This window comes from Streptomyces sp. ASQP_92, assembly GCF_025399895.1.
Classification (GTDB): Bacteria; Actinomycetota; Actinomycetes; order Streptomycetales; family Streptomycetaceae; genus Streptomyces.
The window spans coordinates 51353-64704 of the sequence record NZ_JAODUA010000014.1 but is presented as its reverse complement, the minus strand read 5'-3'; the positions used below and the strand labels follow the sequence as shown (position 1 = coordinate 64704).

Below are 13352 nucleotides of genomic sequence, written 5' to 3'. Positions count from 1 at the left end.
TCGCGCCCGGCGTGTGGAGGCCCCGAATGCAGGCATGGCGAGTGCACGAGAACGGCGAGCCGGGCGAGGTGATGCGGCTCGACGAGGTGGACCGGCCCGTGCCGGGCTCGGGCCAGGTGCTGCTGAGGGTGCGCGCCGCCAACATCAACTTCCCCGACGCGCTGCTCTGCCGCGGCCAGTACCAGATCCGGCCGCCCCTGCCGTTCACGCCGGGCGTCGAGATCTGCGGCGAGACCGAGGACGGCCGCCGGGTGATCGCCAATCCGGCGCTGCCGCACGGAGGTCTCGCGGAGTACGTCGTCGCCGACGAGGCGGCGCTGCTGCCCGCGCCCGAGGCGCTCGACGACGCCGAGGCCGCCGCCCTGCACATCGGCTACCAGACCGGAGTGTTCGGGCTGCACCGACGGGCCCACCTCCAGGAGGGCGACACGCTGCTCGTGCACGCCGCCGCCGGGGGAGTGGGCAGCGCGGCCGTGCAGCTCGGCAAGGCCGCCGGGGCGCGCGTCATCGGCGTGGTGGGCGGGCCCGAAAAGGCCGCTGTGGCACGGGAGTTGGGCTGCGACCTCGTCATCGACCGGCGCACGGACGACATCGTGGCCGCGGTCAAGGAAGCGACCGCCGGGCGCGGCGCGGACGTCATCTTCGACCCGGTCGGCGGTGACGCCTACGCCAAGTCCGCCAAATGTGTCGCCTTCGAGGGCCGGATCGTGATCGTCGGTTTCGCGAGCGGCTCCGTTCCGGCGCCCGCGCTCAACCACGCCCTGGTGAAGAACTACTCCATCCTCGGGCTGCACTGGGGCCTGTACGCCCAGAAGGACCCCGCCTCCATCGCCCGCTGCCACGAGCGGTTGACCCGACTCGCCGCCGAAGGCGCCATCAAGCCGCTCATCAGCGAGCGGGTTCCCCTCAAGGACGCCGCGGCCGCCGTGCAGCGCGTCGCCGACGGCACGACCACCGGCCGTGTGGTCGTCCTCCCGGACGGAGTCGCCCGATGACCGACGCCGCAGCACTTCGCTCCCGTACCCGCGCGCTGCTCGCCGCGCATCCGCCCGCCACCACCGAGCCCCTCGACTTCCTCAAGGCCCGCTTCGACGCCGGGCTCGCCTGGGTGCACTACCCGACGGGCCTCGGAGGCCTCGACGCGCCGCGCTCCCTCCAGGCCGTCGTCGACGCCGAGCTCGCGGCGGCCGGGGCACCGGACAACGACCCCCGGCGGATCGGCATCGGCCTCGGCATGGCCGCGCCGACCGTCCTCAAGTACGGCACCGAGGAGCAGAAGCGGCGCTTCCTGCGCCCGCTGTGGGTGGGCGAGGAGGTCTGGTGCCAGCTCTTCAGCGAGCCCGGCGCCGGATCCGACCTCGCGGCGCTCGGCACCCGCGCCGTGCGTGACGAGGACGACTGGGTGGTCGACGGACAGAAGGTGTGGACCTCCAGCGCCCACCTCGCCCGCTGGGCCATCCTCATCGCCCGCACCGACCCGGGCCTGCCCAAGCACCAGGGCATCAGCTATTTCATCTGCGACATGACCGACCCCGGTGTCGAGGTGCGGCCGCTGCGCCAGATCACCGGCGAGGCCGAGTTCAACGAGGTGTTCCTCACGGGCGTACGCATCCCCGACGCCCACCGGCTCGGCGGGGTCGGCGAGGGCTGGAAGGTCGCCCAGACCACCCTCATGAACGAGCGGGTCTCCATCGGCGGCATGCGCATCCCGCGCGAGGGCGGCATGATCGGCCCGGTCGCCCGCGCCTGGCGCGAGCGGCCCGAACTGCGCACCCACGACCTGCACCAGCGACTGCTCACGCTGTGGGTGGAGGCGGAGGTGGCCCGGCTCACCGGCGAACGGCTGCGCCAGCAGCTCGTCGCCGGCCAGCCCGGCCCCGAGGGCTCCGGGATGAAGCTCGCCTTCGCCCGGCTCAACCAGGAGATCAGCGGTCTGGAGGTCGAACTCCTGGGCCAAGACGGCCTGTTGTACTCGGACTGGACCATGCGCCGGCCCGAATCGGTCGACTTCACCGGCCGCGACGCCGGATACCGCTATCTGCGCTCGAAGGGCAACTCCATCGAGGGCGGCACGAGCGAAGTGCTCCTGAACATCGTCGCCGAACGCGTCCTCGGCCTGCCCGCCGAACCGCGCAACGACAAGGACGTCGCCTGGAAGGACCTGGCCCGATGAACGCGCAGACAGCACAGACCGGCACGGAAGCCACCCCCGACCTGCTGTATTCCGAGGCCGAGGACGACCTCAGGGCCGCGGTGCGCGCGCTGCTCGCCGACCGTGCCGACGCCCCCGGCGTGCTCGCCCGCGCGGAGTCCGACACACCGTACGACCCGGAGCTGTGGCGTTCGCTCGGCGCCCGGATGGACCTCGCGGGGCTGCTCGTGCCGGAGAAGCTCGGCGGCCAGGGCGCCTCGCACCGGGAGGCGGCCGTGGTCCTGGAGGAGATCGGCCGAGCGGTGGCGCCGGTCCCGTTCCTCACCAGCGCCGTCATCGCCACCGAGACCCTCCTGGCACTGGGCGCCGACAACGCCGAAGTGGCTCCTGTGGTAAGGGAGTTGGCGTCGGGTCATCGCACGGCCGCCCTCGTCGTGCCGTTCTCGGCGGGTCCCCACTCGGTCCGGCTGCCCGAAACGCTCGCCGGGACCGTGTCGGCGGTCGCCGACGCCGCGACCGCCGATGTGCTGCTCGTGCCGACCGCCGAGGGCCTGTACGCCGTGGACGCGGCCGAGGCCGCCGTCATCCCGCTCACCCCGCTCGACCTGACCCGCCCGCTCGCCGCCGTCACCCTCGACGGCGTGAGCGGCACGCTCCTGGCCGGCCCCGACGCCACGCTCGCCGCGGTGCGGCGCGGTCTGCTCGCCGGGGCCGGGCTGCTCGCCTCCGAGCAGCTCGGGGTCGCCGAGTGGTGCCTGACCGAGACGGTGACGTACACCCGCGAACGCAAGCAGTTCAACCGGCCGGTCGGCTCCTTCCAGGCGCTCAAGCACCGGATGGCGCAGCTCTGGCTGGAGGTCGTCTCGGCGCGGGCCGCCGCCCGCAACGCCGCCGACGCGCTCGCCACCGACAGCCCGGAGGCGCCGCTCGCGGTGGCCGTCGCCCAGGCGTACTGCGCCCGGGTCGCGGTACACGCCGCCGAGGAGTGCGTACAACTGCACGGCGGTATCGGGATGACCTGGGAGCATCCCGCCCATCTCTATCTGAAGCGCGCCAAGTCGGCCCAGATCGCGCTGGGTTCGGCCGGAGAGCACCGCGCCGCGATCGCCGAACTCGTCGACCTGCCCACGCCCTGACACCCTGGGCCGCCCGCCCGCCGTCCCTGCCCACCGGCCCCGTTCCGCGTCGCCCGCGCGGAGCGGGGCCTTCCGTCTGTGCGCCTCCGCCGAACCGGCCGTGGCGGCCCGGCGCCCACCCCGATCGCGCGCGGCCCCGGGCCGCCGGGAGCACGCAAAGGCCCGCCGTGATGTACTCGGGGCGTGCCAGGGAACTCGCCGATGTCACCAGGGCCTTCGGCGAGCCGGGTCCCCACCACCCGTACGCTCGTACCCTGCTCGACGCTCTGCCGGAACGTTCCTTCGTGCTGGACTCCCGGTATCCCGCCGGAGCCGGGGGAGCTTCGTCGGGGTGTGCCCGCGCACCCCGCCGCCGGCGGGCGGACGCGTTCCGCGGCATCCGGCCGCGGCGTCGCGTCCGGACCGCCTGTCACCACGTCCCCCGGGGAGGACCTCAGCCGTGCTTGAGCTCAGCAACATCACCGCCGGCTACGAGCGGGGCAACCCCGTCGTGCGGGACATGAGCCTGGCCGTGGCCCGGGGCGAGGCGGTCGGCCTGCTCGGGCCCGGCGGCTGCGGCAAGTCCACGCTCGCCAAGGTCGCCGCGCTGCTGCACCGCCCCGACGCGGGGACCGTCGTCCTCGACGGCACCACCGTCACCGACTACCGCCACCGCGTCCGCGCCCTGCGCACCACCGTGGGCGTCGTCCTTCAGGCGCCCCGGCTCTCCGCCGGCGACCCGGGGCTGCGGCTGCGCGATCTGATCGCCGAGCCCCTCCAGGCGACCGGTCGGCGCATCGAGATCCGCGAGCGGGTCGACGAACTCGCCCACGCGGTCGGCCTCGGCGGCGACCTCCTGACGCGCGGCATCGCCGAAGTCGGCGACGGCGACCTCCAACGCGCCGGCCTTGCGCGCGCGTTGGTACTCCGCCCGCGCCTGCTGATCTGCGACGAGATGACCGCGACCCTGGACGCCTCCACGACCACGGCCCTGATCGCCGCGGTCGAGGCCTACCGCCGAGAGACGGGGGCGTCCCTGCTGGCCGTGGGCCCCGACCACACCCTGCTAACCCGCTGGTGCGACCGCACGATCAACTGGTCACCCCCGCCGGAAGCCTGACGGGGGCGTTAGGCGCAGGCAGCCTCAGGGTCGCGGGGAACCGCGCGAACGACCACGCACGGCGGGCGGCCGAGAGAGGGTTTTGGGGGCGCGGGGAACTGCGCGAACGGCCACGCACGGTGGGCGGCCGCAAGGGGGTTTTGGGGGCGCGGGGAACTGCGCGAACGACCACGCCCGGTGGGCGGTTGAGGGAGGGTTTTGGGGGCGCGGGGAACTGCGCGAACGGCCACGCACGGTGGGCGGCCGCAAGGGGGTTTGAGGGGCGCGGGGAACTGCGCGAACGGCCACGCACGGTGGGCGGCCGCAAGGGGGTTTGAGGGGCGCGGGGAACTGCGCGAGCAACCACGCACGGTGGGCGGCCGAGAGAGGGTTTTGGGGGCGCGGGGAACTGCGCGAACGGCCACGCGCGGCGGGCGGCCGCAAGGGGGTTTGAGGGGCGCGGGGAACCGCGCGAGCGACGGCATGTGCAGCCCGCCCCACCACCCCGCAACGCCCGGGCGCCAGCCCCCCCGTACTCGTAACACCGCGTAGCGGACAGGCGAAGGTCCGGCCAACTCTCCCCGCTCGCACGCCCATTGGACGGCGCTCGTCGCATACTCGGTCGCGCCCGCCCGTCGTCCCCAGGAGCGTACCCATGGCCCACCCGACCCGTCGCACTGCCGTCGCCACCCTCGCCGGGGCCCTCGCCGTCCCCGCCCTGGCCGGCCCCGCCCGCGCGGCCGGGCTTCCTCCGGGGCCCCGGGCGCCCCGGCCCCTGCCGCGTACCCACGCCCACAACGACTACGAGCACACCCACCCCCTCTACGACGCCCTCGCGCACGGCTTCACCAGCGTCGAGGCCGACATCTTCCTGGTGGAGGGCCGGCTCCTCGTCGGCCACGACCCCGGCGAGCTCGACCCCGCCCGCACCCTGGAGTCCCTCTACCTGAACCCGCTCCGACGGCTGATCCGGGCCAACGGTGGCTCGGTGTACGGCGGTTGGCGGCACTCCTTCCAGTTGCTGATCGACATCAAGACGGAAGGCGCGGCCACCTACCGCGAACTCGACCGGCGGCTGCGCCCGTATCACGCCCTCCTCAGCTCCTGCGCGCACGGACGCGTACGCGCCGGTGCCGTCACCCCGGTCGTGTCCGGCGACCGCGGCGCCCGTGTCCCGATGGAGGCGCAGCCCGTGCGGTACGCCTTCTACGACGGGCGCCTCGGCGACCTCGGGTCCGCCGCGGCCGCCTCGTTCATCCCGCTCATCAGCGAGTCCTGGACCGACCACTTCACCTGGACCGGCGCCGGGCCCTTCCCCGCGGACGAACGCGCCCTGCTGCGCGACCTGGTGGCCCGCGCCCACGCCGACCGCCGCCGCCTGCGGTTCTGGGCGACTCCGGACCTCGCCGGGCCCCAGCGGGACGCCCTGTGGCGCGAGCTGTACGCGGCCGGCCTCGACTGGTTCAACACCGACGACCTCGCGGGACTGGAGGCCTTCCTCCGCCGCGCCGGCGGGCGGTAACGGCCAGGGGTGGGGTAACGCGCAGTCAACACCCGTACGGCGGACATGTCTTGAGCCGGTCGGCGGCGCCTCCTCCGCCACACTGTCGCGCGAATGCCGTGCGTACGGTGCGGCGGAGGAGGCTCGTCATGGCTGTTTCGATCTCGGTGGTCCTGTTGCTCGTGGTCCTCGCGGTGATCTTCCTGCGAAGCGGCGGGCTCAAGTTGTCACATGCTGTCGTCTGTGTGCTGCTCGGATTCTTCCTGGCCGGCACGAGCATGGCCACCACCATCCAGGACGGGCTCGACGCCACGGCGGGTGTGGTCGCTAGCCTCAAGCCATGACCACGGCCCGCCGGAAGATCACCGCCCAGGAACGCCGCGCCCGCCTCGGCGCCCGCCATCTGCTCGCCCCCGCCGCCCGAGCCGGCACCCCCGAGGCGGTCGCCGAGGCGGTGCTCGGACTCCATGCCACCGATCCCGCCTCGGTGTACCTCGCTGTCGCCGCGCGTCTGAAGGACCCGTCCGTGGCGGAGTTGGAGCGCGCGCTGTACGAGGACCACACGCTGGTGCGGATGCTCTGCATGCGGCGCACCATGTTCGTGGTGCCGCGCGAGCTCGCACCCGTCGTGGACGCGGCGGCCGCGCGCGCCGTGGCCGCCCGCGAGCGCAAGAACCTCGCCAAGGTCATCCAGGAGCAGCTGGGCTTCGACGACCGCTGGTTCGCCGCGACCGAGGCGGCGGTCCTGGCCGCGCTCCACGAGAGCGGCGAGGCGACGGCGTCCCAACTGGCCGAGGCCGTACCGGACTTGAAGTCGCAGATCGTCCAGTCCGAGGGCAAGCCGTACGAAGCCCGGCCGCGCATCACCAGTCGTTTCCTCGGTGTGATGGCCGCCGAGGGCCGCATCCGGCGCGGTCGCCCGCTGGGATCCTGGGCCTCCAGCCAGTACCGCTGGATCCCCGCCGAACCCCACCCCGAGCTGCCGCTCGACGAGGCGAGGGCCCGGCTCGCCGCGCGATACCTGGCTTCCTTCGGGCCCGCCACCACCGAGGACGTCAAGTGGTGGACGGGCTGGACCCTCACCGACACCCGCAAGGCCCTGGCCCGCACCGAAGCGGTCGAGGTCGACCTCGACGAGGGCCCGGGCCACGCCCTGCCCGCCCAGCTCGACGCCCCCGCCGAGCCGGAGCCCTGGGCGGCGCTCCTGCCCGCACTCGACCCGACCCCGATGGGCTGGCGGCACCGCGACTGGTACTTCGACGCCGCCCACGCGCCCGAACTCTTCGACACCAACGGGAACATCGGGCCCACCGTGTGGTGGAACGGGCGCGTGGTGGGCGGCTGGGCCCAGCGGGCCGACGGCGAGATCGTCACGGAGCTGCTCGTGGCGGACGGGCTGGGGCGGGAGGCGCGCTCGGCGATCGCCATCGAGGCGGAGCGGCTGGCCTCGTTCTTCGGCGAGGTCCGCATCAAGCCGAGCTTCCGCACTCCATTGGAGCGGCGGCTCGCCTCCTAGCGGGCAGACTTCAGGGGGCGGCTCGTCGGATCAGGCGCGAGCGGATCAGGAAGCGCACTCCCTCCGGCGCTTCGAGCGAGAACCCGCTGCCGCGGCCCTCCACCACGTCGACGATCAGCCGGGTGTGCCGCCACAGTTCGTACTGGCTCGCCGACATCCAGAACGGCACGGGCTCGGCGAGGCCCTCCACCGCGAGGGAGGCAAGGAGCACGTCCGAGCCCCCGGTACGGAACTCGCCCCGGGGGTAGCACATGGGCGCGCTGCCGTCGCAGCAGCCGCCCGACTGATGGAACATCAGGGGGCCGTGGGCCGCGCTCAGTCCACGGAGCAACTCCGCTGCCGCGGAAGTGAGTTCAACGGCCGGGGCAGTCGGAGCCGTCGGGGGAGGCGGGGCAGCCGGCTCGGCCGGGGCGTTCGGGCGCGGGCGCTTTGCGGGCGTCATCTCTGCCTCGCTCCTGCGGCCCGGACGCACCGGCCCCCAGCGGGCGGTGTCGCGCGGGTCCGGCACCCCCAGCTCACCATGCGCGGGGTTGCGCGGGGGTTGCGACCGCCTCGGGTGTGAGCTCCCGCTGTCGGCCTCCGGGGCCGGGTCCCCGTTCCCCGCAGGGGAGTTGAGGAACCGGCGCCCGGGGTGCGGACACGCGGGGTCAGATGAGGTCCATCGCGGCGACCTCGTCGGGGCTGCCGTAGCTGACCGGGCCCTGGAAGCGGCGGCGGGCGTTGGCGAACCACCAGACGGTGGCGATGAGCAGCACCACGCCGAGCGCGATCGGGGCGTAGTTGAACGAGTCGACGGTGATGGGGGAGACCTGCGGCAGCATGAACAGCACGCTGCTGAGCACGATCCACACCACGGCGACGGCCGCGACCGGCCTGCCGTAGCGGCCCAGGTTCCACGGGCCGGGCTCGAAGTCCTTCAGCCGGAGCCGCAGGAAGATCGGCACACCGTACGCCAGGTACAGGCCGACCACGTTGACGCTGACGATGGCGGTGAAGGCGGTGTGCGACCACCAGCCCGGGATGATCAGGACGAGCGCGCAGGCCGCGGCCAGCCACACCGCCTTGACGGGCGTACGGGTGCGCAGGGACACCGAGTGCCACCAGCGCGACCCGGGCATCGCCCCGTCGCGCGAGAAGGCGAAGATCTGCCGGGTGTTGCTGGTCATGTTGGCGAGGCCGCAGAACAGCATGGCCCCGATCACGATCAGCAGGAGCAGCTTGGCGGTGCCCATGCCGAGCGCGTCCACGAGGATCTGCACCGGCGGCGCCGCCGCCGAGATCTCGGCCGCGTAGTCACGGATCGCGTACACCAGGGCCAGCATGAGGACGAGGCCGGCGAGCGCCGAGTAGATGATGGCCCGCATGATGCCCTTGGGCGTGTTGACGGTGGCCCGCACCGTCTCCTCGGACATGTGGAAGCTGCCGTCGAAGCCGGTGAACGTCCAGCTCGTGACCAGGAGGCCCAGCATCGCGGCGTACAGGCCGTTGTCGAAGCCGGTGCTGTTGACGAAGTGCGTCGCGAACGAGACGGGCTGGTGCGAGGAGGGCTTGACGGTCAGGGCGACGACGATGACCACCATGCCGATCAGGAGCCACCACACCGAGATCCGGTTCACCAGGGCGACCAACTGCACCGTGTAGGTGTTGGCGAGCGCCTGCACCAGGAGGATCGCGGTGGCGATGCCGACGGTCTGCTGCGGGGTGCCTTCGTAGGAGGGCCACTGCATCGCGATGAACGCCTGGATGAAGGTGGCGGCGGCGTAGTTGGTCGCGGCGGTGCCGCCGACCTGACCGACGAAGTTCAGCCACCCCGTGTACCAGGACCAGGCGCCGCGGTGACGCTTGGCGAGCTTGCCCGCGGAGAAGTACAGGGCCCCGCTGGTCGGGTAGGCGGAGGCGATTTCACCCATCGCGGCACCCACGAACAGCACCATGACGGAGACGCCGATCCAGCCGAAAATGAGAATACGGGGACCGCCGGCCCCCATTCCGAAGCCGAATGCGGAGAAGATTCCTGAAATTATGTTGATGATGGTGAACGATATGGCGAAATTGTCGAAGGCGTGGAATCGCCGGGTGAGTTTCCGGGGATATCCCATCGCGTGCAGCGTGGCGTCGTCGTCGAACGCCACGGATGATTCCTGGTTTCTGCTCGGTGGACGGGTGCGGGACTTCTGGTCGGACACAGGAGCAACCTTTCCTCGGGAGTGAAAAGACGCGTGGGTCGCGGCCGGGCCGTGGTCGCCCGGCGGTGGTCAGGCGGGTGCGGGGGTCGGAAGGCCGCAGGACCGCCTGGCCCTGGTGAGCTGTTCCCCGGGATCGCCGAACACGCTCCAGGGCATGCGCGAGGCGTAGGGGCCCATGGCCGTGAGGACTTCCCGTGCTTCGAATTCACGCTTGGCCATGAACAGGGCGTGCGCCAGATAAGCGAGGTCGAGGACCGGCGTGAACCGGTAACTGGCCGCCTGGGGAAACCAGTTGTGGTAAATGCTCATGGTGGTCGTGGCCCATTGCGGCTGTTGCCAGGTGTGATCCGCCAGGAGTGCGTTCGGGTCGTAGTCCTCGACCAGTGCGACCAGCGGAAGCAGGCGCAGCGGGGAGGTGGCCGGGGCGCGGTGGCTGAGGAAGGAGGCGACGTCCCAGCGCGCGCTCGCCGAACCGCCGTGCCGGGTGAAGAAGCAAGCCAGAAAGCGGTGATGGGCCTCGCGGTGCCAGGGGTCGAGCCGCAGGACGTGGGAGAACATCTGCCACGGCCCGGCCGGTGCCGTCAGGAGGCCCCGGGGCGCCGGGTCGCGGGGTCCGTCGATACGGGCCAGGGCGAGTTGGGCCACCCACGGGGTCGGGTCCTGGGGCAGCAGTCGCGCCGCCCGCACACACGCCGCCTGCGCTATGCGCAACAGGGCGTCGGCCCGGGAGTCGCCCGCGTCGGCCATGCGCAGTGCGCGGATCATGGCCACGCGCGCCCCCAACAGAGCTGCCTCCGGGCCGGGTTCCTCCGCCATCCAGCGTTCCGCGAGGTCGGAGTCGGCCGCCTCCGAGGCCAGGACGAGGGAGCGGTGAGCGCGCAACTCGTAGTCGCCGCGCGTTTCTTTGAGGACGTTGTGGGCGCCCAGGTAGCGTCCCGCGCGCACGTCGGTGCACGCTCGTGCCAGCTCGCGATCGTCGGCCGCCGGATGCCACACGTAGTGTCCCTCGAACGAGCCGGCAGCCACGATCCTCTCCCCGTCCCCGCAGACGACACCCTGCGCCCTATGAATTCCAGCCATGCGGAATTCCGCCGGAGCCCGAGCGCTTACGCGGGTTCACCGACAGCGACCCACACCTTACTCATCCCTTAGGCGTATCGAAACTCGCCGCCCGGAATATATTGTTCCGTGCCTTTTAGGGAAGCGTCCCGGGGCTCGCTAATTCATTGGCCCCGGGTCAGTTTTCGATGGCGCATTCCCGCTCCTTGCACCCGTGTATGCATCTGGCATATTCAGTCGGCATCCCTGCGGGTGGCCCGCGTCCGGGGACCTCGTGCGGGCCCCGGGCCTGCGGTTTCGGCTCGGCGGGGGGCGCCGACAAAAGTCCAAGCCCGCCGGACGGATGTCCGTGGACGGTGGCTCGCCCGCTGCACAGACTGCCCAGCACGCGGTCGGCGACGCCACCGCCGAGCACCGGTCACCGCCCCACACCCGTGGAGCCCCCACCGAAGGAGTGCCCGTGTCCTCCACCGCCCTCAGAGCGGCCGCCGCGGCCGTCGGCGCCGCCGCTCTGGCGCTGGCCGCCACCGTCGCGCCCCCGGCGGCCGCGGCATCCCCCGACACCGGATACACGATCGGCGTCGGATCACCCGTGCCGTACGCCCACCCGACGGACACCCCGGCCTCGACGTACATCGACAAGGACGGCACGTTCTACTTCCAGCAGTCCGCCGCCCTCTACGGGGCCAAGGACCCCCGGTACTGGGAGTTCTTCACAGGCGCCGACATGGACAGCGCCGCGCGGTCGGGCGCGATCAGCGACGCGGTCGATCCCGCCAACGCCCAGGACAAGAACAACGACACCACCTGGCGCTGCAACAACAGCCCGACCGGCCGGGAGGCGACGTACGCGGTCGGCAACGCCGGCTACTCGCAGAAGAACTACTGCGACCTGTCGGGGGTGTGGGTCGACCCGGACACCGGTGACTGGTACGGCCTGGTGCACAACGAGTTCACCCCGGCGCCCTTCAACGACGGCATCCACTTCGACGCCATCGACTACGCGGTGTCGAAGAACCAGGGCCGGACCTGGACCATCAAGGACCACGCGATCACCTCGCCGTACAGCACCCGACGCGGCGACACCACGCAGTTCCCGCACGAGACGTACTCCTACGGAGACGGCGACCAGCGCCTGTTCGCCGACACCAAGTCGGGCTATTTCTACGTCTATTACGGGTCGCGCATCGTCGCGAAGGGAGGCAACTGGCAGGACAGCCTCGCGCACGTGGCCCGGGCGCCGATCTCCTCGAAGATGGCCCGTGGCTCCTGGCAGAAGTGGTACGACGGCCACTGGACGCAGCCCGGCGTGGGCGGTCTCGAGAGCAACATGGTGCCCGTCGACGCGTCGAGCGCCACCGGCTACACGCCGGTCGCGGGGGACTACGACCCGGCCAACCCCGGCACCGTGAGCCAGCAGATAGCGGCGGGCCAACTGCCGCCGAAATCACCGCTGTTCGTCATGAACATCGCCTACGACGCCCACCTCGGCCTGTACATCGGAGAGCCCGAGGCCGTGAACGGCACGGCGCCGCAGCGCTTCTACGCCACCGACGACCTTGCGAGCCAGAAGTGGCACCTGATCGGCGACACCGGCGGCTACACCAACAACTCCTGGTACCGCTGGTTCCTCGACGGAGCCAACCGCACCAACTCCACCATCGTCGGCAGGACCTTCCGCTCCTACTGCTCCATCGACTGCCAGGGCGGGGCCGACGGCGAGTACGTGGACGTCACGGTGGACTCCTCCACGCCCGCGGCACCCCCCTTCGACCTGAGCAGGTCCTACCGGATCGGCAACGGTGACGGCCGGGTCCTGGCGCAGGTGGCGGGCGCCGCCGGCACCACCTCGGGTGCCGGGGCCACCGGATCGGCCCTGGAATCCTGGGTGTTCACCTCCGGCGGCGACGGCTCGTACCGCATCGCCAACGCCTCCACCGGCGGCCTGCTCGGCGTTCCCGCCACCTCCAGGGCCGGGCGCGCCTGGGGTGCGAAGCCCACGGTGACCCCGGCCGGTGCGGGCGGCCCCACGGTCGGACAGCAGTGGTTCATCGTGCCGGTGGCCGCCACCGGGTCCTACCGTCTGGTCAACCGCTACAGCGGCCTGGTCCTCGGCCTGTCCGCCAAGGACGGCCGGCTCGCCGAGACCACGCCGACCCGCACCTGGACCGACACCACGGGCGGGGCGGTCGGCGGCTCCCGGGGCGCGAGCGAGCAGACCCTCACCCTGACTCCCACGGGCGCGGCGCCCGGCGGACCGCTCGACGGCACCCACACCCTGACGGCCTCCGGCAAGTCCCTCGACGACCCCAACCACTCGACGACCCAGGGCACCCAGCTCATCACCTGGAGTCCCAATGGAGGAAGCAACCAGAACTGGATCCTGACCCGGCAGCCCGACGGCGGCTACCAGATCATGAACGCCGAGTCGAAGCTGTGCGCCGATGTGAGCGGGGGCTCCACCGCGGCCGGGGCCAAGGTGATCCAGTGGGCCTGCACCGGTGGCGCCAACCAGCACTGGGTGATCACCGCGGCGCCCGGAGGGGGTTACACCCTCGCCTCGAAATCCAGCGGACTGCTGCTCACCACCGCCTCGGGCACCGACGGAGCCCTGGTCACGCAGCAGCCCGGCACGGGATCGGCCCTCCAGCGCTGGGCACTGGGCTGACCGGGAGACCACTTGAACGATCAAAATCTGAGGGGGGTTAGCATATGAGCGCCGCC

11 protein-coding genes are annotated in these 13352 nt (G+C 72.1%); 8 read left to right on the top strand and 3 right to left on the bottom strand.

What is annotated here, in order from left to right; genetic code table 11:
- The first annotated feature begins 26 nt into the window (after positions 1–26).
- From N4G70_RS25895 to N4G70_RS25860, 7 genes are all read left to right on the top strand, one after another.
- Positions 27–995 (top strand): NADPH:quinone oxidoreductase family protein, encoded by a 969-nt coding sequence (locus N4G70_RS25895; protein WP_261715115.1) that lies wholly within the window; start codon positions 27–29, stop codon positions 993–995.
- Complete coding sequence (locus tag N4G70_RS25890; RefSeq protein ID WP_261715114.1) at positions 992–2173, top strand: acyl-CoA dehydrogenase family protein; 1182 nt, start codon at positions 992–994, stop codon at positions 2171–2173. The genes N4G70_RS25895 and N4G70_RS25890 overlap by 4 nt, the downstream gene beginning before the upstream one ends.
- Positions 2170–3288 carry an acyl-CoA dehydrogenase family protein gene (locus N4G70_RS25885; RefSeq protein WP_261715113.1) on the top strand — a complete coding sequence of 373 codons (1119 nt, stop codon included), beginning with the start codon at positions 2170–2172 and terminating at the stop codon, positions 3286–3288. The genes N4G70_RS25890 and N4G70_RS25885 overlap by 4 nt, the downstream gene beginning before the upstream one ends.
- A 439-nt stretch (positions 3289–3727) precedes the next feature.
- The gene (locus N4G70_RS25875) at positions 3728–4387 is read left to right on the top strand and encodes an ABC transporter ATP-binding protein (protein WP_261715112.1); all 660 of its coding nucleotides are present in this window, start codon (positions 3728–3730) and stop codon (positions 4385–4387) included.
- Positions 4388–5021: 634 nt separating this feature from the next.
- Positions 5022–5888 (top strand): phosphatidylinositol-specific phospholipase C/glycerophosphodiester phosphodiesterase family protein, encoded by an 867-nt coding sequence (locus N4G70_RS25870; RefSeq protein ID WP_261715111.1) that lies wholly within the window; start codon positions 5022–5024, stop codon positions 5886–5888.
- 128 nt (positions 5889–6016) lie between these two features.
- Complete coding sequence (locus N4G70_RS25865) at positions 6017–6211, top strand: hypothetical protein (RefSeq protein WP_261715110.1); 195 nt, start codon at positions 6017–6019, stop codon at positions 6209–6211.
- Entirely contained in the window at positions 6208–7383 is a 1176-nt protein-coding gene (locus N4G70_RS25860) for a winged helix DNA-binding domain-containing protein (protein WP_261715109.1), read from the top strand. The genes N4G70_RS25865 and N4G70_RS25860 overlap by 4 nt, the downstream gene beginning before the upstream one ends.
- A gap of 10 nt (positions 7384–7393) precedes the next feature.
- Here the strand turns inward: N4G70_RS25860 and N4G70_RS25855 are convergent, their stop codons facing one another.
- The 3 genes from N4G70_RS25855 to N4G70_RS25845 form a co-directional block, all read right to left on the bottom strand.
- Entirely contained in the window at positions 7394–7714 is a 321-nt protein-coding gene (locus N4G70_RS25855; RefSeq protein ID WP_261715108.1) for a DUF779 domain-containing protein, read from the bottom strand.
- Positions 7715–8030: 316 nt separating this feature from the next.
- Positions 8031–9482: an amino acid permease gene (locus N4G70_RS25850; protein ID WP_261715248.1), complete on the bottom strand. Its 1452-nt coding sequence runs from the start codon at positions 9480–9482 to the stop codon at positions 8031–8033.
- A gap of 156 nt (positions 9483–9638) precedes the next feature.
- Positions 9639–10595, bottom strand: coding sequence for a hypothetical protein (locus N4G70_RS25845; protein WP_261715247.1), 957 nt, complete (start codon positions 10593–10595; stop codon positions 9639–9641).
- 493 nt (positions 10596–11088) lie between these two features.
- On the opposite strand from N4G70_RS25845, the gene N4G70_RS25840 reads away from it, so the two are divergent.
- On the top strand, positions 11089–13296 hold the full coding sequence (locus N4G70_RS25840; protein ID WP_315904293.1) for an RICIN domain-containing protein: 2208 nt from the start codon (positions 11089–11091) through the stop codon (positions 13294–13296).
- Positions 13297–13352: the final 56 nt, after the last annotated feature.

Bases quoted from the DNA above. Each gene is read 5' to 3' on its own strand.
- N4G70_RS25890 (WP_261715114.1), top strand. From the start codon at position 992: ATGACCGACGCCGCAGCACTTCGCTCCCGTACCCGCGCGCTGCTCGCC.
- N4G70_RS25860 (WP_261715109.1), top strand. From the start codon at position 6,208: ATGACCACGGCCCGCCGGAAGATCACCGCCCAGGAACGCCGCGCCCGC.
- N4G70_RS25850 (WP_261715248.1), bottom strand. From the start codon at position 9,482: ATGGGATATCCCCGGAAACTCACCCGGCGATTCCACGCCTTCGACAAT.
- N4G70_RS25885 (WP_261715113.1), top strand. From the start codon at position 2,170: ATGAACGCGCAGACAGCACAGACCGGCACGGAAGCCACCCCCGACCTG.
- N4G70_RS25865 (WP_261715110.1), top strand. From the start codon at position 6,017: ATGGCTGTTTCGATCTCGGTGGTCCTGTTGCTCGTGGTCCTCGCGGTG.
- N4G70_RS25870 (WP_261715111.1), top strand. From the start codon at position 5,022: ATGGCCCACCCGACCCGTCGCACTGCCGTCGCCACCCTCGCCGGGGCC.
- N4G70_RS25895 (WP_261715115.1), top strand. From the start codon at position 27: ATGCAGGCATGGCGAGTGCACGAGAACGGCGAGCCGGGCGAGGTGATG.